The 15,931-nt window shown below is 63.4% G+C and carries 20 protein-coding genes; all 20 read right to left on the bottom strand.

The annotated features are described in order from the left end of the window. Position 1: 1 nt before the first annotated feature. The gene (locus tag GO988_RS15580) at positions 2 to 199 is read right to left on the bottom strand and encodes a hypothetical protein (protein ID WP_157567077.1); all 198 of its coding nucleotides are present in this window, start codon (positions 197 to 199) and stop codon (positions 2 to 4) included. A 20-nt stretch (positions 200 to 219) separates the two neighbouring features. Then, complete coding sequence (locus GO988_RS15575; protein ID WP_157567075.1) at positions 220 to 663, bottom strand: hypothetical protein; 444 nt, start codon at positions 661 to 663, stop codon at positions 220 to 222. Further along, on the bottom strand, positions 663 to 2,141 hold the full coding sequence (locus GO988_RS15570) for a hypothetical protein (protein WP_157567073.1): 1,479 nt from the start codon (positions 2,139 to 2,141) through the stop codon (positions 663 to 665). Before GO988_RS15570 ends, GO988_RS15575 begins: the two co-directional genes overlap by 1 nt. Further along, positions 2,138 to 4,189, bottom strand: a complete 2,052-nt coding sequence (locus GO988_RS15565) for a hypothetical protein (RefSeq protein WP_157567071.1) — start codon at positions 4,187 to 4,189, stop codon at positions 2,138 to 2,140. The genes GO988_RS15570 and GO988_RS15565 overlap by 4 nt, the downstream gene beginning before the upstream one ends. A gap of 3 nt (positions 4,190 to 4,192) precedes the next feature. Next, a complete protein-coding gene (locus GO988_RS15560) occupies positions 4,193 to 4,729 on the bottom strand; it encodes a hypothetical protein (protein ID WP_157567069.1) in 537 nt (178 codons plus the stop codon). A 1-nt stretch (position 4,730) separates the two neighbouring features. After that, positions 4,731 to 5,543 (bottom strand): hypothetical protein, encoded by an 813-nt coding sequence (locus GO988_RS15555; protein ID WP_157567068.1) that lies wholly within the window; start codon positions 5,541 to 5,543, stop codon positions 4,731 to 4,733. A 120-nt stretch (positions 5,544 to 5,663) separates the two neighbouring features. Continuing rightward, the gene (locus GO988_RS15550; RefSeq protein ID WP_157567066.1) at positions 5,664 to 6,017 is read right to left on the bottom strand and encodes a Thoeris anti-defense Tad2 family protein; all 354 of its coding nucleotides are present in this window, start codon (positions 6,015 to 6,017) and stop codon (positions 5,664 to 5,666) included. A gap of 123 nt (positions 6,018 to 6,140) precedes the next feature. After that, the gene (locus GO988_RS15545; protein ID WP_157567064.1) at positions 6,141 to 6,449 is read right to left on the bottom strand and encodes a hypothetical protein; all 309 of its coding nucleotides are present in this window, start codon (positions 6,447 to 6,449) and stop codon (positions 6,141 to 6,143) included. Between the two features lie 13 nt (positions 6,450 to 6,462). Next, entirely contained in the window at positions 6,463 to 6,912 is a 450-nt protein-coding gene (locus tag GO988_RS15540) for a hypothetical protein (protein ID WP_157567062.1), read from the bottom strand. 3 nt (positions 6,913 to 6,915) lie between these two features. Further along, a complete protein-coding gene (locus tag GO988_RS15535; protein WP_198172791.1) occupies positions 6,916 to 7,320 on the bottom strand; it encodes a CHAP domain-containing protein in 405 nt (134 codons plus the stop codon). 56 nt (positions 7,321 to 7,376) lie between these two features. Next, entirely contained in the window at positions 7,377 to 8,057 is a 681-nt protein-coding gene (locus tag GO988_RS15530; protein WP_157567058.1) for a hypothetical protein, read from the bottom strand. Positions 8,058 to 8,093: 36 nt separating this feature from the next. Next, positions 8,094 to 8,405, bottom strand: a complete 312-nt coding sequence (locus GO988_RS15525; protein ID WP_157567055.1) for a hypothetical protein — start codon at positions 8,403 to 8,405, stop codon at positions 8,094 to 8,096. A 4-nt stretch (positions 8,406 to 8,409) separates the two neighbouring features. Further along, complete coding sequence (locus tag GO988_RS15520) at positions 8,410 to 9,429, bottom strand: DUF6712 family protein (RefSeq protein WP_157567053.1); 1,020 nt, start codon at positions 9,427 to 9,429, stop codon at positions 8,410 to 8,412. After that, the gene (locus GO988_RS15515) at positions 9,429 to 10,793 is read right to left on the bottom strand and encodes a hypothetical protein (protein ID WP_157567051.1); all 1,365 of its coding nucleotides are present in this window, start codon (positions 10,791 to 10,793) and stop codon (positions 9,429 to 9,431) included. The genes GO988_RS15520 and GO988_RS15515 overlap by 1 nt, the downstream gene beginning before the upstream one ends. A gap of 1 nt (position 10,794) precedes the next feature. After that, the gene (locus tag GO988_RS15510) at positions 10,795 to 11,202 is read right to left on the bottom strand and encodes a hypothetical protein (protein WP_157567049.1); all 408 of its coding nucleotides are present in this window, start codon (positions 11,200 to 11,202) and stop codon (positions 10,795 to 10,797) included. A 317-nt stretch (positions 11,203 to 11,519) separates the two neighbouring features. Next, positions 11,520 to 13,280: a hypothetical protein gene (locus tag GO988_RS15505; RefSeq protein ID WP_157567047.1), complete on the bottom strand. Its 1,761-nt coding sequence runs from the start codon at positions 13,278 to 13,280 to the stop codon at positions 11,520 to 11,522. Beyond that, on the bottom strand, positions 13,277 to 13,948 hold the full coding sequence (locus GO988_RS15500; protein ID WP_157567044.1) for a hypothetical protein: 672 nt from the start codon (positions 13,946 to 13,948) through the stop codon (positions 13,277 to 13,279). Before GO988_RS15500 ends, GO988_RS15505 begins: the two co-directional genes overlap by 4 nt. Positions 13,949 to 13,953: 5 nt before the next feature. Continuing rightward, positions 13,954 to 14,682, bottom strand: coding sequence for a hypothetical protein (locus tag GO988_RS15495; RefSeq protein ID WP_157567042.1), 729 nt, complete (start codon positions 14,680 to 14,682; stop codon positions 13,954 to 13,956). Between the two features lie 301 nt (positions 14,683 to 14,983). Continuing rightward, positions 14,984 to 15,520 carry a hypothetical protein gene (locus tag GO988_RS15490; RefSeq protein ID WP_157567040.1) on the bottom strand — a complete coding sequence of 179 codons (537 nt, stop codon included), beginning with the start codon at positions 15,518 to 15,520 and terminating at the stop codon, positions 14,984 to 14,986. Between the two features lie 64 nt (positions 15,521 to 15,584). Then, positions 15,585 to 15,878 (bottom strand): hypothetical protein, encoded by a 294-nt coding sequence (locus GO988_RS15485; protein WP_157567038.1) that lies wholly within the window; start codon positions 15,876 to 15,878, stop codon positions 15,585 to 15,587. Positions 15,879 to 15,931 lie beyond the last annotated feature (53 nt).

Below are 15,931 nucleotides of genomic sequence, written 5' to 3'. Positions count from 1 at the left end.
ACTAGCGCGTTAGCAGGTTAGCAAATAGGTCGACTTGGCGCTGCACTTCGGCCGTGAAGCTGGCTTGCCGGGTCTGGTGCAGCTGCCGTAAAGCCTGGGCTTTGGCCGGAAAGGCCTCATCCAACGGCAGGTTACGAATGTCTTTTAGGGGCTGCTGAGCCAGGATTTGCAGGTTTTTGAGGGATAGATCGAGTGCCATAATTCACGTAGAAATTGCGGTTAGAAATTGATTGTAGTTTCCCCCGGCACGTCGGTGGCCGTGGTAATCAGGACTTGCCCGTAGAGGTCGAGCATGAGTTCGGAGAGGCGCTTGGTCTGGTAGCTCATCTCGCGCGAGTACCAGTTGCGCGGCTTGCGGGTGTGGCGGCGCAGCTGGCCCCGCGTTTTGCGGATGCGGTCGTAGCCGTCGTCCTTTTTGGTGACGCCAGCGCCCATGCCGCGGCCGACGCCCATGTCGACAAACTTGCCGTACAGGGCGTAGGAAAGCGTCAGCTGCAGGCGCCCCTCCGCGGAGCCCACGACCTGCTGCTTGAAGCTGGCCATGAGGGCGCCCGTATCCTGGATGCGCAGCTGGCGCATGTTGTCGACAAAGCGGGTAATGGTGATGTCCAGCCACTTTTTGGCCACATCCAGGTCACTGACCAGGGTCGGATTAGCAGTCATTACAGGCGGCAGTAGCGGTAGGTGAAGGCGGCCGTGGTGAGGGCGCGCCCGGTGGTGCTCAGGTTCAGCGAGATCTTCTCCCAGAGGTACTTTTTGCCGGCGACCAGCTCCTTGCGGGCCGGGTCGAGCGTGAGCAAATCCACCACACTGAATTGCATGGTGCGCTCCTTGGTGGTGGCGCGCTCCAGAAAGTCGAACCAGGCCTGGTGGCGGGTGGCGTAGAGGCCGTTATCGCCCTCCCAATGCAGGGTGCTCTCGCCCACCTGGAAGCCCAAAAAGTTGACCAGGTCCCACGTGGCCAGGGGGTAGGGATTGGCCGCATCGTCGCCCTGCAGGCCCCGGTCGAAGAGCAGGCGCAGGCCGCAGCGCGAGTCGTCGCCCTGCTCGAAGGCCAGGCTGGCGCCCTTAGCCTCGACGGCCGGCACCAGCCACTGGCGCCCGGCGTCGACGGGGTCGGCCTCGCGCAGCACGTGCAGCGTGCCGGCGTCGGTGCTGATGACTTCCTTGCCGTTGCCGACGACTAGCTTTGTCCAGCCCGTATCGAGGGTTTTGTTCAGCTCATCGTCCTCCAGGCCCATCTCCAGGCTGAAGCCATCGGTGGTGACGGCCGTCGTGCGGGCCAGGCCCCCGACCGCCCGGTCCACGTAGGCCTGGTCGGCCACCACGTCGCGCAGGCTCTTGATGCGCAACTCGCGGCGCACCGGGTGAAAGTCGTAGGCCAGGCCCAGCACTTTTTGCAGGTTGACCAGCACGTCGCCCAGCTGCATATCCGGCACGTGGCGGTTGAGCGGGAACTCGGTTAGCACGTTGCCGGTGGCATCCTCGGCCGCGCGGTCGGAGTAGATGATGAGCTGTTGGGCCTCCACCTCGTCCAGCCAGGGGCCGCTCAGGGCGTAGTCCATCGCCGCCAGCACGCGGCGCAGCAGCGGAATCAGGCGCAGAAACGGCACGATGGGCGAGCGCTTGCCGCCCGGCGCCAGCTGGTAGCCCCCGCGGTAGTAATTCACCACGTGGCAGTAGGCCGCCACCTTGTCCTGGTCATAAAACAACGAGTTGCGCAGGCAGGGCAGCGCGTAGTCGGGCGCATCGGGCACCAGCTCCAGCGGCACCGTGCCCAGGTCCAGGCTCCGGAGCGAGACGCCGTCGATGCGGCTGGCCAGGTCGGCCGCGTCGGCCACGAAGTTGTACGCGTAGAGCTGCTTTTCCTCGTCGTAGTCCAAATACACCAGGGCGCCGACCCAGCGCAGCACGCCGTCGATGAAGAGCTGGGTGGGCAGAGGCGCGATTTTCTCGCCCTGGTCGGCCCGCACCTCGGGGAAGTTGAGGCGCACCTGGTTGGCCGGCGAGCGCGGCAGGCCGAAGGGGTAGGTGATGGTGCCGGGCACCGAATCGAGCGAGAAATAGGGGCTGCTGATTTCCATCGAAATCGTGCCCTCGGCCAGCTCCAAGGCGCCGGCATCGACTTGAAAGCCAATCATAAGGAAGGAGTGTGAAAGCGTTCGGTGGTGAGGTAGAACTCCACTTCCTGAGTGGGCACCTGCTTGCTCTCATCGAGCAGGGTCACGGTTTTGGTTTTGATGAAGCCCGGCAGCCAGCGCTGGCCCCGCTCGTGCAGCAGCAGCACGCGCCGACTCAGCAGCAGGTCCTGCGAGGCCACCAGCTGGCCCTGGCTGCGCGGGCCGGCCGCCAGCTTGACGACGGGGCGCAGCGTGCGCTCGTTGACGGCCACGTCGCCGGCCAGCACGTCGTAGCTCGGCCCCAGGCTCAGGGCCGTCTCGTCGCCCTTGACCTCCACGTCGAGCTGTGTTTCGCCCAGCGCCGCATAGGTGGCCATGCCCCCCAGGCTCGTGGCAAACAGTAGGTAGCGCCGGTGCGGGAAGCGCCGAGCGTTGAGGTAAAAGCGCCGGGTTTCGCTCAGCACCGTGGCCTGGTCGTCGGTCGTGACGTAGACCTCCCACCAGACTACCTGCTGGGTAGCCGTCACGAGGCTGGCCAGCTCCAGGGCCTGGTAGCTCACCGGCAGGCAGTACACCTCGTAGTTGCGCACGTCATCGGCGCCCTGGCGGATGAAAACCTGGCTGGTGTGGTCGCTGAAGCCCACGCGCACCATCGTGCGGAAGTTGCCCGGCGCGCCCAGCACCATGTAATACAAGTACTCCGGCTGGTCGGCCAGCACGTATTTGGCGTTGGGTTCCCAGGTGAGAAAGGGCAGCTGCGCGGGCTGGTAGCTCTGGAACCAAGTCAGGGCCTGCGACTCGTAGAAGTTGAGGCCCCCGCGCACGACGTATTTGTGCTCCAGCGTCGTCGTGGCCCCGCGCACCGGCTCCTGGCCAAACTGCTCGGCGTGCTGCAAATAGAAGCGCCGGAACAGCGGGCCGGCCAGCTCGGGCGTGCTGGCGCCCACCTGCGGCACGTGCCACTCCAGAAAGGCATCGAGCAGGCCTTCGACCTGAAACGTGGTGCGCCCCTGGCGGTCAGCGGGCTGCTCCAGCGAGGTGCCGATCTGCACGAAGTCGCCGCTCAGGTACTCCAGCTCCAGGAACACGTCGACCAAAAAGGTCAGGTTAGGCTTGGTGGTGGGGTCCAGGCGGTAGGCCTCGCCGGCATCGAGCGCCAGCAGGATGGGGTTGCGGCTCCAGTAGAAGCGGTTGGGCACTAGGTTGACCTCCACTTCCACGGTCGCACCGTGGCTATCGGTAATGGTGCAGTAGTACTTACCCGCCTTTAAGCCGGTGCGGTTAGCGGTCGTTTTACCGTCCGCCCACAAGTAGGTGTAGGGACCGACGCCCCCGCGCACGAGCAGGGTAATGTCGGAGTCGGTAGTGATCGTAGTGACTTCCAGGCGCGGGTCAGAGCCGACGCGAATGGGCACCGTCGTGGTGGCGCCACTCGCGTCGGTAACCAGCACGGTGTAGGTGGCCGGCCCGACGAGCTGGGTGCGGCGCTCGATGCCGGGCGTTGGGGCCTGGTCGGCCCAGGAGTACGTATAAATACCTACCGTGCCGTTGCTGGGCCGCAGGGTAATGGCGCCGGTGGCCGAGCCGTAGACCAGGGCGGGCGTGACGTCGTAGTCGACGAAGACCGGGCGCACGCCGTTGACCTGGCTCAGAATCGTCCAGCCCGAGGGCACCTGCGAGGTGGAAGCCCGAAAGTTGAGGTCGGACTCGGCGCCCAGGTACTGGCTGGCCACGATGTCGAAGTCGACGCTGTTGCCCAGGTTAGGGTCACCTACGTAGTTATAGGGGCCGGTCACCTGGTAGGCCAGGCCGCGGCGGGCGATGGTTTGGCGCACCAGCTTGAGCAGGTTAGCGACGCCCTCCATTAAATAGAGGCGGTAGCCCTCCGTGCGGTCGGGGTAGTCCGTGGGGTCGGGCACCACGTACTCGTCGGCGTTGCCCCCGCGGCGGTAGGTTTCCCACACGCCCCCGAGCTTGAACTGCACCTGCTGAGTCTGGTCACCGCGGATGCTGGAAATAATATCCCAGGAGACGCGGACGACGAGTTTGGTATAGCGTTCGTTAGCCATCAGTTAGAAGGAGAAAGCGGCGGGCTTATAGCGCAGCGCGCCGGTGGCGGGGGTGAAAAACTCGAAGTCGAAGCGGGTGCCGTACCAGGTGCCGTCCGAGCCGACCGGCCCGATGGCGTCGGCCTGGAAGCTGCCCACCTGCCAGCGCACCTTGGGCTGGTCCTGGTACTCGTGCAGCACGGCCCCGAGCAGCTCCTCACCGGTGATTTCCGTGCGGTCGAGCACCTGCCAGGCCTGATCCTTGTGGGCCACCTGCTCCAGCACGAAAAAGGCCCCGCGGCGCCGGTGCTGGTAGTTATCGCCCTTGTTATCCTCGTAGGCCGTTTGCAGGCTTTCCAGCACCAGGACCTGCTCACCAGCGCCGGGCTGCAGCTCACGGCCAAGCAGGGTTTCCTGCATTTCCATCAGGTCGACCTGCTTCTGGATGGGGTCCACGGAGACAATGATGCGGGCAAAGCGCGGCGAGTCGTCTTTATGGCGGATGAGGTTATGGGCCTGGGCCAGGCGGTAGAAAAGCCCCTCGTAGGTAGCGTTACGCATGTTATTTCTTGTTTTTGAGACGGTTTACTTCAGCCGCGGCATCCTGCATGTCGGCTAGCACCAGGCGCAGGGGCTGGCGGGCTGTATTCTCGACCGGCCCGAAGGCCCCGCCGGCAAACTGGCGCAGCACGCGGCTCCAGTCGGGGGCCTGCTTCGCGCGGGTTTTGTCATCCTCGTCGGCGGCCACGAACACGTCGGGGAACTCCTGGGCCAGCAGCGCGCGGCAGCCGCGGTACCAGGTCACGACAGCCAGCTTCTGCAGGGCGTCGATGCGGAAAGCGCGCGGGGTGCGGGTTTCGAGCTGGTGCTCGTTGAAAGCCAGGCGCACGTCGCCATTCCAGTCGTCGTCCTCTGGGCTGGCCCCGCGCCGCGCGGGGCGGTAGAGCACCGTCAGGAATTGGTCCAGTAGGTCCTGGGTGCCGTGCAGGCAATAGAGCACGAAGAAGGTGTCAGCAAACATGAACTCGCCAAAAAGCAGGTTCTGCAGGTAGCCGCGGGGGCCGTGCCAGGTGGTAGCTGGCTCACTTAGGCGCCGGCCGGGGATGACCAGGCTCGGCAGCAGCTGCTCGGTGAGCAGGTGGGCCTCCGAGTTGAGCCAGTGCGTGAGGGGTAGCAGCTGGGCCAGCACGACTACCGGCTGAGTGGCCAGCAAGGGCAAAGGGAAGCCGGTGAGAAGATGAAGCAGGCGCAGCTGCCGGCCAGGACGCGGGGCCGCGTAGAGTTCGGCCAGCACGCGCAGCAGCTGCTTGCGCGTTAGCTCGTTCCAGGTAGCGGGCACTTGCCGGGTGATAGCGCCAATTTGCAGGGTTTCCATGGGGCGAAGTTGCCAGCGCCTGCCAGGGTGAAAAAGGACATAAAAAAGCCCCGACCTGGAAAGGCCGAGGCTTCAGCTAACGACTATTTCAGGGGCTGATTCGTGGTTTCGGCACTAGAACTAGTCGAGGATAATCCAGTCGGTGGCGAACATGTCCTCCTGCGAGGGCGCCCAGCCGTTAACGATGCGAAGGTCAGCCGTCACCAGGCACAGGTAAGCGCCAAACGAAATAGTAATTTCCTCGCCGGTGTGGCGGTGGGTCTCGCCTTTGGTGCGCTTTTCTAAATACCTTCTAACCGACGCGGGCAACGAACTTGCCCGGCTGATGTAGCGCACAGGAATCTCATCAGCTGGGCGCATGAACAAGTAATTACCAGCGCAATTCCAGCTGAGGCGGGCTACGCACAGGCCTTTGGCTACGGCCTCCAGGACCTGGGCATAAGTGACGGTGGGGAAGTTAAAGGTGCTTTCCATAAAGGGGCTTAGGGGTTTCGATGCCCCGAAGTTGCCAGGCCCTGCCACGGTTAAAAAGGACACAAAAAAGCCCCGCCCTGGAAGGGAACGGGGCTTATCAAACGTGGGCGTAAAGGATAGTTTTTATAAGTCGGGGTCCAACTCGCGCACGCGCTTTTCCAGGCCAGCAATGATTTGAATTAGCTGCATCTCAAAGACGCTGGTAGGCGCCAGCGGCCGGATGTCGTAGCGCGCAAACAATTCATAGCGGGCCATTTCGCCCACAAAAATCGGCTGAGCCAGCGGGGGTGGAGGCAGTGGGATGTCGCTTTCTGGCGGGTCCTCGACCGGGTCGGGGGCCTCGTCAAAAGGATCCGGCTCGATGACGGTCGGCGTGCGGCCAAACCCGATGGGGGGCGCCTTTTGCTTCTGGTCTTTTGCAGCAGTAGCCATGCTAAGCAAGTAGTTATAAAATGGTAGGGAGACGTTTTCGGAAGTAGAGCACCAGCCCCACTACCAGCAGCAAGAGCAGCACGACTCCTGCTGCCACCAGCGCCCAGGGCGGCACGCCGGTGCGGGTGGTGGCCCCCGCCGTAGAGCCGGGCGCTGTCGACAAGGCCCCACCCTGCTGGCCAGCTCTGGTGAAGTCCTGCGCCTGGCTCGTGCCGGTGGCGACCGGCGCGTTGGCCTTGGCCACGAAGGTGCCGCCACCGGCAGCCCGGCGGTCGCTGCGGTCCTTGTAAGTGCCGGCGTAGAAGTTCTTGGCCACGACGATCATGGTCGTGCCAGGTACGCCGGTCGAGTCAGAGTCCGTCACAACGGGCAGTACCAGAGGCGGGTGCCAGGCTTGCCCAGCTTCAAGCAGGGCGCACCCATTTAGCAATAAGATGCTAATTAATAAGAAGATATAGCGCATAAGTTAATACGTAGGATTATCGATTGGGTTAGCGACGGCGGCGATCAGGCGTTTCAGGCGCCAGTTCTCGTAGACCCCCTCCCCTTCGCGCTTGAGGGCGCCGCCCCCGCCGGTGTTGCCCCCGACCGCGCGCACGCTCGGGCCGGTTCCCCAGGGCGCCACCAGCGTCTCGACGTGGCAGATGTCGGGGTGGCCCCAGGTGAAGCCGAGCACGTCGCCGGGCTGCGGGGCCAGCTTGCCGACCAGCTGCCGGCCGGCGCGCCAGATGGTGTGGGCGGCGTCGAACCAGCTCCTGGCCTTGCCGAAGCGCGGCACCAGGATGCCCGCCTTGCGCATGCTATAGACCACCGTCCAGGAACAGTAGGCATCGCCTACTTTGCCCCCGGCAAACTGGATAAGGCGCTCCACCGCGGCACCGGCATTGCGGCCGACTTCGCGGATGCCGACCAGGCTGCGGGCGATGCTTACAACGCGGACGCGGCGGCTGGCACTGCTGTCAGCGCGGCCGTCAGCGCGTGATTGGCCAGCAGCAAAAAGAATAAGAAGGGCGATAAGGCAAGTACGAATCGAACGCATCGGATAAGAAATTGAAATTGAGCAATGTGACGTTTTTCAGTGACGGCGCGCAGCTTGCAGCTACGGTCGTAGAAGAGCTTTTCCAGGTCGTCCGTCAGGTTTTTGAGCAGCTTGCCCTCCATCGTCTCGACGGCGTAGGCATGCAGGTCCGGAAAGAGCCAGCGCCAGGACGCGTAGGCCATGCTCAGGGCGGCGAAGTAGTGGAAGGCGCCCAGGGCCGCGGCGTTCACGGTATCGGGCGCGAAGCCCCCGGCCGTGGGGTCAAACCAGCGCAGCACGTGGGGCAGGCCGAAGAAGATGAGCAGCGCGACCAGGCCGAAGGTGGCGACGCGGCCACCGGGCGAAAAGGTGGGCAGCTCAGGCCAGGTGAAGCGGGGCACCAGGGGCGAGGTGGCGGCCTCGCCGAAGTAGACCTTCAGGCCGAGAAAGAGGACCAGACACAGGCAGTCGATGCCTTGCAGGAAACTGGAAAAGCCGAAGCAGTGGGTCGACGTGGCCAGCAGACTGACCACGAAACAGAGCAGCCAGGCAAGGGCTACTAAGCGAATTAATTTTAGCGGGGTGAACATAAATAGGTAGTAGATAAATAATTGGTAAATGGGTAATTAGGTGGCAGTTTGAGCGCGCTCCCGACGGTCAGTTAGCACAGCGATGTGCTTGTCGATGTGGGCATGGGCCTCGCGTAAGGAGTTGTTCTGGCCCTTGAGGTCCACCACGTCGGCGCGCAGGTATTGCACGAGCTGCTGAAAGCCACTCATTTCCATGCGCATGTCGTTGACAGCATTGCAGGCGGTGTCGACCTTCTGGCAAGTCGAGTCCATTTTCTTATCCACCGCATCGAGGGTGCGCTTAAGCAGAAAGCCAAGAAGGCCGAACAAGACGCCCCCGATAAGCGAAATAATAGAAGTCGTAGCCATTGTATTAGCGGAATTTATAGATTTTAGAAGTAGCGGTGTTGATGGGCGTAATCTCCTGATTAGGCGCCGTATAAGTCGGGGAGTTGAAGTAGGTGGTGAAGCGGGTGGCTGAGGCCGTGCGGTCGAGGTAGTCGGTGAGCTGACGCAGGTAGCGGGCGCCACTCATGAGGGCCGTGTTGACCTTGTTTTGCAGCAGCTGGTCGAGGCCGGCGTCGGCCTCCTTCGCGTTGCTGTCGTCGATGCGGGCGATGGTGAGGTCGATGCCGTCGCCGTTCAGGCTCAGCCCCAACTCCGGCACGGCGTGCCCGATGGTGAGGCTGGCCAGGGCCGGGTAGACGTAGGTGCGCAGCAGGTTTTCGTTCTCGCTGGTGAGCGTGCGGGTGCGCACCTGGTCGCGCAGCTCCTGCAGGAACTCGTGCCCGAGCACCGGCCCCAGCGCGAAATTCTCCAGCCGGCGCCGCGTCGGGGCCAGGGCCTGGAAGACGATGCGCGAATCAGAAATATTCTCGTACTCCTGGAAGTCGGCGGTGCAGGTGAACAGCTCACGCCGGTGGCGCTGGCCGGCGAGGGAGATGGCCCAGGCCTGTAGCTCGGGCGCGTCGTCGAGGTGGTCCTCCAGCCACTGCACTAAGGCGTCCAGGCCGTTGTGGCCCTTTTTCCAGAGTGCGACCTGCAGCGCGTTGGACTGCCACTGGAAGGCCGTCTTAATCTGGTCGGTGCTCACGATGTGCACGCCGGTGCCGTCGATGCTGGCCTGGTGCATGGTCACGCCGGTGGTCATGGCCAGGCGCGTCAGCGGGGCCTGCACGGCCCGCAGCAGCTGGGTGGCCAGGTCCGTGCCGGCCGGGTTGAAAGTCGGCGCGTCGTAGGCCGCCTGGATCCACCTCAGCAGCGCTGGGCCCAGCACCTGGGCAATAGTAGTCGACTCCGTATCGGCCAGTTCGATGGCCCAGGAGGGCATGATAGATTTCGTGTCGACGGCGACGTAGCGCTTCAGCTCGTCAATAGTTTTGAGCAAGGCCATTAGGGAGTAGGGTTAGCCGATTGCTCGGTCGGTTTGTCGGCCGTATTGATTTGGGGGCTGAGAAAGCGGAACTCCAGCTCCGGATTCCAGCCGTTGTAGTCGCGGATGAAGTAGAGCACCTCCAGGATCAGGTCCTGGTGGAAGCGATGGGTCGCCACAAAGGCATTGAAGGCGACGCGCTTATCGGAGCCACTGCCGGACCCCATGCCCTTCCCCGGGCTGATACCACTCAGGGTCGGATCTACCTGCAGGGCGGTGTAGATGTGGCTGCTGGCCTCCTGCGAGTCTTCCACGTACATGCCACTCTTGAGCTTGTCATCGATGGCCGTGACGGTGAACACCTTGATGGTGCCGCCGGGGTTCTGCGGGTCGGGCATGGTGACGGCCATGACGGTCTTGCCCGCGCCGTTGGTGCCACTCATCGTCTCCTCGAAGGCGTCCAGCTCCTCGCCAATAATCTGCTTGCGCTGGTCCTCCTTCTTCTCCTTCCAGTCGGGGTATTTCCAGTCCCAGTAGCGGATGTCGACCTCAATCAGGTACTTGATGGAGAGCTGGTTGACGAAGAGCTGCTTCTTAAATTCGGGGATAGCCTGCGCCACGTCGAGCCAGCCTGACTTGCGAATCGGGTTCCAGGCCGCCACCTGGTAGAGCGCCTGGCCGGGCGAGGGCAAGGACAGCGGGTAGATGTACTTGTAGCCCCGCTTGTCTGCGCGCAGGGCCTCCACCGGGTCGTGGTAGGGGTCGAGCACTGGCACGGTGGTGGTGTAGCCGTCGCCGGGCTGCGCGGCCGGCCAGTTCGCGGAAATATGCACGCTGGCCGGCACGGCCTGGCCGGCTGCCTGGGCCGAGTAGCGACAGAACGAGGTGTCCTGGATGCAGAGGCTGGTAATCAGGCTGCGGTCGCGGCTGACGATTAGCTCGGGGAAGGCGTTGGCAAAGTACTGCAGGCCCTGGATGCCCTCGAAACCGTAGCGCGTGAGCTTCGATTTGCGGAAGAAGGCCTCGACCACCGGGTCCTTTACGCGCTGAAATATCTCCGAACCATCTGGTTTATAGTCGATCACCTTGCCGTAGATGATGCCCTCGCCGTACACCGCGCGGGTTTTCCAGTCCAGCACCGGCCCGATGATGGTGCTCTTGGCGATTTCGGCCATCACCTGCTGCGGGAAGTCGTTGCCCGGCCCCCACGGCGCGATGACGCCGGTGGTCGTGGTCTTGTCCACCGGCGAAGTGGGCTGCGCCCCCCCGGTCTTGGCCGGCGCAGCGGCGCCACTGGCCGCGCCGAGGGCGCCACCCAGGCGCACGGCGGCCCTGAGGCCGCGATGGTAGCCCAGGCCGTTGCTGGAGAATACAAGTTGCTGCATATCAGAGGTAGACTTTGCGGCCCGCGACGTGCGTGAGCAGGTAGATGTGGACTTTGACCAGCTTGCCGGTGGCCGTATTCACCAGGTTGCGGGTGGCGTTGTGCCAGTGCGCGGGGTCCTTCGTGCCGGTGGGCACCGGCACCTGGCCGTCGGCCGCGACGTCGGCGCGGTCGGCCTCGGTTTCCTCGGCCGCGGTGGGGGTGCGCAGCTGGGCCACGGCCGGCCGGTTGCCGCGGCCGAGGCGCGCGGCCGGCAGGCTGCCGAAGTCGCCGCCGGTTTGGCGGCGCACGTCACATTTGACCCAGCGCACGGCCACCGGCGCGGGGCCATCGAGCAGGGCCAGCGCGTCCTTGAGTCGAATCACGGCGGCCGGCTGGGGCGGGGCGGGGGTAGGTATTCGCTTTTCCATTGGTTGGCCGAAGTACCGGCGCCACCGAGGCAGGGAAAAGGACACAAAAACGGCCCCTACGCGCTGGAAACGACCCAAAAAGCCAATCTCAGTCGTATCACTGTTTGGACGCTGGAAACGCCGTTTTTTGACGAAATCAGGTATTCGGAGTCTCAGGAGTCGAGCGCGCGACCCCGGCTTGCACTGTCGCGTTTTGGCAATTGCCAAAAGCTGCCTCGGTGATATCTGCCTGAGGCGGGGGGGGCGCGGCCAAACAAAAAGCCCCGACCTGGGACAGGTCGGGGCGGGCAGTTGCCGGCAGTAAAGCGGCTCGTGGCTCAGCGGCTGACGATGAGCAGCTGGCTGAAGTCGATGGCCGCGTTGACAATCTCGGTGCCGCAGCTGGCCAGGTGCAGGTCGAAGTTGTCGGTATAGTGGGTGGCGTGCTCCTGGGGGAAGTTCTTCTTGCCCTCGCTCTTCTTGACCTTGATGATGCGCCCCTTCGAGTCCTGGCTCACCGGGGCCAGCAGCAGGGCGGTCACCACGTCCTTGCAGTTGACCTTATTGATGCGGATGCGCAGCAGGTTGGGGTTCTGCTCCCCGAGCAGCTCCTGGGCTACCAGGTAGCGCGTGCCCTGCCCCGAGGTACGGCCCAGGCCGTAGCGCTGGATGCGCCAGTTCTTCTTGCGAAAGGCCGCCATCAGCGTCTCGTTGAGGGTGAACTCACTATCCGGCCGCCGCGAGTCGCCGTACTCCTCGTCGGCCAGGAACTCAATCTCCTTGCGCAGGTGGTAGGCGTAGTAGGTCGTGACCTGCTCGACCAGGGCGTTGATGAAGGCCGGATGCTTGACGTAGAAGCCCTTGAGCACCCGATACTCGCGCTTGTCCAGGTGCGGCTGCCCCATGAGCACCGTGGTGATGCCGCCCCCGAAGTCGACGCTCAGGCGCAGGGCCTGGTGGGAGCGGCAGTCGCTGTCGCCGCGGCTATCCGAGAAGTCCACGTCGCCCAGGAAGCGGGCGCCGCCGGCCGCCGTGAGCTTCTCCAGGTTCAGGCCCCCGCCCTTGCCCTTGGCATTGCCCGGCGCCTTGGGCGAGGTGTACTCGTCGCCCAGCGCCAGGCCCAGCACGAAGTCGTCGTTAGCGCACTCCACCACGTGGAGAGCCTGGTTGAGCTGCGGGTAGAAGCCCCCCTCGACCGTGGTGGGCCGGCGGTTCATCATCTCAATCTGGAACGTGAAGTCCGTCATGAAGGCCCGCTGGTCGACCAGGTACTGCAGGCCCAGGTTCTTGATATTGTCGAAGGCATTGGCCTCCGAGTAGAAGGTGCCGTGGCTGGGGGCGCTGGGGAAGTAGCGCACGGCCTTCATGAGCGGCACCACCTCCTCGCCCCAGATGTGGAGCCTTTCCTCGTCGGTGGGCGCATCCAGGAAGCGGACCTGCGCGTCAATCAGCTCATTCTGACGCTCTTCCAGGTTGATGCCCTCGTTTTCGTAGTATTTGCTCTTATCCAGCAGCCAGCGGCCCGTATCGCCCCAGGGCATGGACGAAAACAGGAAAACGCCGTGGTGCATCGGGTTTTTGCCGAAATACTGCCCGTTGCCGCGGTTGGTGGCCGACAAGTCGGCGTCGAGCTTGGTCTTGTCGAAAAGCAAGGCTTCGTCGCCAATAAAACCGTCCACGTTCAGGCCCCGGCTGGCACTACCACCGGCATCGAGCGAGACCAGGTGAAAACCCGTCCCGTTCTTGAAAACAATGAAGTGGTCGTAGCTCAGGGGGCCTTCGAAGGGGCGCTCCCAATTCAAGGTGGGTGGCGGCTTGCGGCCGATGTAGAAATCGCGGTTCAGGCGGTAGCCCAGACGCTCCAGGCCGGCCACGGTGCTGGGTAGCGTCCTGGTGAGCACCTGCTTATAGGTCGAGCCGACGATGACCCAGCAGCTACGGGGCATGGTGGTCACAATCTGGTGGATATCCCAGGCGATGACGCTGGATTTGCCCGTTCCCCGGCCCCAGATGCTGATGCCCTGCTTTTTACCGCGGGCCGTGATGTAGCGCTGCTGCGGCTGGTTAAACTGCAGCTGCTCTCGGTTGAGGACGCTCATAGCTTGCCGTTCCCTTCCTTCGATTCGCGGATGAGCTGGGCCATCTCGTCGCCGTCGACCACGTTCTGGCTCACGGCCTCCAGGACCTGCTCGAAGTCGACGTCGGTGATGTCCTGCGGCCGGGTGAGGTCGAATTGCCGCGGTTTGCGGCCCTCCACGGTCAGGTTCAGGACGTAGGAGGTGTTACCCACTTCGGCAGCGCTTTCCTCGCCGTGGGCGTCGACGCGCAGCAGGCCGGCGAGCGAGGCCTCGAACTTCATGGCGGCCAGGGCGCCGCGGTAGTCGGGTGGGTTCAGCAGCATGCACAGATTGGCGATTTGGTTGGCCTTTTCAATCAAGACCGACCGTCGACCCTCTTTTTTGACCTTTTTGACGTCGCCAAACAGGTTTTGCGCCTCGCGCAGGCGCCGGTAGGCCGTGGCCCGGCTGATGTCGTAGGCGCCGGCCAGCAGGGGCCAGGCCGACTCGAAGGTCTTATAATTGAGCAGCAGCGCGTAGGCCGACTCCAGCTGCTGGTGCAGCAGCTTGTCCTCCTTGCTCAGAGCCTTGAGGCCGGCGCCGCCCTCCTGCTGGTAGGCGGCAAAAATGCGCTCTATGCCCGTTTTGCGGGGCGGGGGCAATAGCGCTGCCCCCGTCAGGCTAGTGAGGCTGGGCAATAAGTCACTCATATCGATTAACTAGTTAATTTTGAACGGATAAGCACGATTTCAGCCTCCACCACGGCCAGCTGGGCGGCCTTGGCGGGCTGCTTTTTGCGCAGCTTGCAGCGGTAGCTGAGCCGGTTTTGCAGGCGCTGGCGCAGCTGGCCCTGGTCGTTGAGCTGCGCGCTGGCCACCGGGCCAGGCAGCTTGCCGTGCTGCCGCACGTGCGCCTGCAGGGCCTTGATTTTGGCCTCCTCACTGGTCAGGCCGACGATTTGCAGGGCCAGGACCAGGCGGGCCTTTCGGGAGAGGCCCTTGGCCGTCAGCTGGGGGTGCAGGTGGCTGCGCTCGTCGCGCACCTGGCGCAGCTGCTGGCTCAGCTCGGCCAGCAGTTGCGCGGCGTACTGCTCGGCTGCGTCGAGCAGCTCCTCTAGGGGCTGGTTGAAAGCCAAGTGCACCGGGGTGGCTACGGGCGCCACTGGCGCCGGCTCAGGCACTACTGGCACCGGCTCGGGCATCACCGGGGCCGCAGGGGGCACCGGCACCGGGCGCAGGTCCTGGTCCAGGTGGCTTATTTCCTCCCCGACGACCTCCACCAGCTGGGCCAACTCCCGCTGCAGCACGCCCTGGCTGTAGGCCGTGGCACCCAGGGCAAATAAGCGCTGGTAGGTCTTACTGGTGCCTACCTGAGCGTAGAGGGCTACCCCCTCGGTAAAGTCCTGGCCAGAAACCAGCCAGTCGCGGATGTCGGACAATTTCATGCCCCGAAGTTGCCGCGGCCGGCCACGGTAAAAAAGGACGTAAAAAAGCCCCATTGCGGGGGCAATGGGGCTTTTTTACCTTACTTCGACGTACTAGAACTCGCCGCTTTTCGACGCTTTGGTCGCGGGACTAAGTAGGTGAAGTCCGGAATTTTCATCAGTTCCAGCGCCTCGGCCAAGGTCAGCGTGCGCAAGTCAAACGTGAGCCCGAGCCGGGGCATTTCAATCCTACAGGGGATGACGGTGCTCCGGAACTTCTCGGCTACTTCGGGCTGGAGTTGAGGAAGGGGCGACGCCATCGTTATGCTTTGTACTTAACGGTGCCGGCGTAGATATACATGCCGTTGGCGTAAGCCTCGCCCTTCACGGTGAAGCCGCGACGGCCCGAGCTGAGTTTACCCGAGTCGTAGTCAGGGGCAAACTCCACCGGCAGGCCCTCAGCGCCTACCTGCAGGTAAGTACCATCGGCGTCGGGCACCAAGATGATGAGGCCCAGGTTCTTGACGATGCGCATGAATTCGAGCGCCTCGGCGTTATTGCCGGGGTGGAAGCCCTCAAAGCTAATTTTGAGGCCCCGCCCGTCGCGCTCGCCGGTGATGGCAGCCTTGAGCATGTTGGAGTCCAGCGTCAGGTACACCTTAGCGAAACCATCATCGGCATTGGTAAAGGTGTGGTTGTCGGTGATGATGGCCGTCTCGCCGGCCGTGGTGCCGGTTTTGGGCGCCTTGGCAATCTTCGAGAAGGCGTCCTCGCGGGCGACCAGCACGTAGCCCAGCAGGCCAGGCGTGTTGTCGTCTCCCTGCGGACCCTTCAAGTGGGTTAAGCTGAAAGTATTCATACTGAATAACTTAAAATAATAGTGGACTAGGATAAACTATAAATCGTAGCGGGGGCTGAGGTGCTTAGTCGAGCGCCTTCAGGATGCCGGTGCCCGACTCCACCAGGGCCTTCACCAGGTCCTTGTCGGTCTTGAGCGAGTTGGCGTCAATCTCCACCTCTTTGTGGATGAATTTGCGCGCTAGCACCTGGTAGCGCTTCTTCTCGTGGGTAACCACCGGCAGGGCACCCGCGCCCTGCGCTTCGGCCGCCTTGAGTTGCTCGGCCTGGCCTTCGATGATGGAATTCTGCTCAGCCAGTTGCTGCTTGAGGGCCTCGATTTGCTGATCGAGCGTCAGTGTTGGTTCTTTGTCAGCCACGGTAATGGGGCGTTAGAATTTAAAAATGAATAAGTTGGCACCTACAAAGCCGG

This window comes from Hymenobacter ginkgonis (genome assembly GCF_009755225.1).
GTDB lineage: Bacteria > Bacteroidota > Bacteroidia > Cytophagales > Hymenobacteraceae > Hymenobacter > Hymenobacter ginkgonis.
The sequence above is the reverse complement of the archived record's forward strand: the minus strand, read 5'-3'. Positions and strand labels throughout refer to the sequence as shown.

Excerpts from the sequence above, each read along its gene's own strand:
- GO988_RS15580 (WP_157567077.1), bottom strand. The coding sequence starts at position 199 with ATGGCACTCGATCTATCCCTCAAAAACCTGCAAATCCTGGCTCAGCAG.
- GO988_RS15575 (WP_157567075.1), bottom strand. The coding sequence starts at position 663 with ATGACTGCTAATCCGACCCTGGTCAGTGACCTGGATGTGGCCAAAAAG.
- GO988_RS15570 (WP_157567073.1), bottom strand. The coding sequence starts at position 2,141 with ATGATTGGCTTTCAAGTCGATGCCGGCGCCTTGGAGCTGGCCGAGGGC.
- GO988_RS15565 (WP_157567071.1), bottom strand. The coding sequence starts at position 4,189 with ATGGCTAACGAACGCTATACCAAACTCGTCGTCCGCGTCTCCTGGGAT.
- GO988_RS15560 (WP_157567069.1), bottom strand. The coding sequence starts at position 4,729 with ATGCGTAACGCTACCTACGAGGGGCTTTTCTACCGCCTGGCCCAGGCC.
- GO988_RS15555 (WP_157567068.1), bottom strand. The coding sequence starts at position 5,543 with ATGGAAACCCTGCAAATTGGCGCTATCACCCGGCAAGTGCCCGCTACC.
- GO988_RS15550 (WP_157567066.1), bottom strand. The coding sequence starts at position 6,017 with ATGGAAAGCACCTTTAACTTCCCCACCGTCACTTATGCCCAGGTCCTG.
- GO988_RS15545 (WP_157567064.1), bottom strand. The coding sequence starts at position 6,449 with ATGGCTACTGCTGCAAAAGACCAGAAGCAAAAGGCGCCCCCCATCGGG.
- GO988_RS15540 (WP_157567062.1), bottom strand. The coding sequence starts at position 6,912 with ATGCGCTATATCTTCTTATTAATTAGCATCTTATTGCTAAATGGGTGC.
- GO988_RS15530 (WP_157567058.1), bottom strand. The coding sequence starts at position 8,057 with ATGTTCACCCCGCTAAAATTAATTCGCTTAGTAGCCCTTGCCTGGCTG.
- GO988_RS15525 (WP_157567055.1), bottom strand. The coding sequence starts at position 8,405 with ATGGCTACGACTTCTATTATTTCGCTTATCGGGGGCGTCTTGTTCGGC.
- GO988_RS15520 (WP_157567053.1), bottom strand. The coding sequence starts at position 9,429 with ATGGCCTTGCTCAAAACTATTGACGAGCTGAAGCGCTACGTCGCCGTC.
- GO988_RS15515 (WP_157567051.1), bottom strand. The coding sequence starts at position 10,793 with ATGCAGCAACTTGTATTCTCCAGCAACGGCCTGGGCTACCATCGCGGC.
- GO988_RS15510 (WP_157567049.1), bottom strand. The coding sequence starts at position 11,202 with ATGGAAAAGCGAATACCTACCCCCGCCCCGCCCCAGCCGGCCGCCGTG.
- GO988_RS15505 (WP_157567047.1), bottom strand. The coding sequence starts at position 13,280 with ATGAGCGTCCTCAACCGAGAGCAGCTGCAGTTTAACCAGCCGCAGCAG.
- GO988_RS15500 (WP_157567044.1), bottom strand. The coding sequence starts at position 13,948 with ATGAGTGACTTATTGCCCAGCCTCACTAGCCTGACGGGGGCAGCGCTA.
- GO988_RS15495 (WP_157567042.1), bottom strand. The coding sequence starts at position 14,682 with ATGAAATTGTCCGACATCCGCGACTGGCTGGTTTCTGGCCAGGACTTT.
- GO988_RS15490 (WP_157567040.1), bottom strand. The coding sequence starts at position 15,520 with ATGAATACTTTCAGCTTAACCCACTTGAAGGGTCCGCAGGGAGACGAC.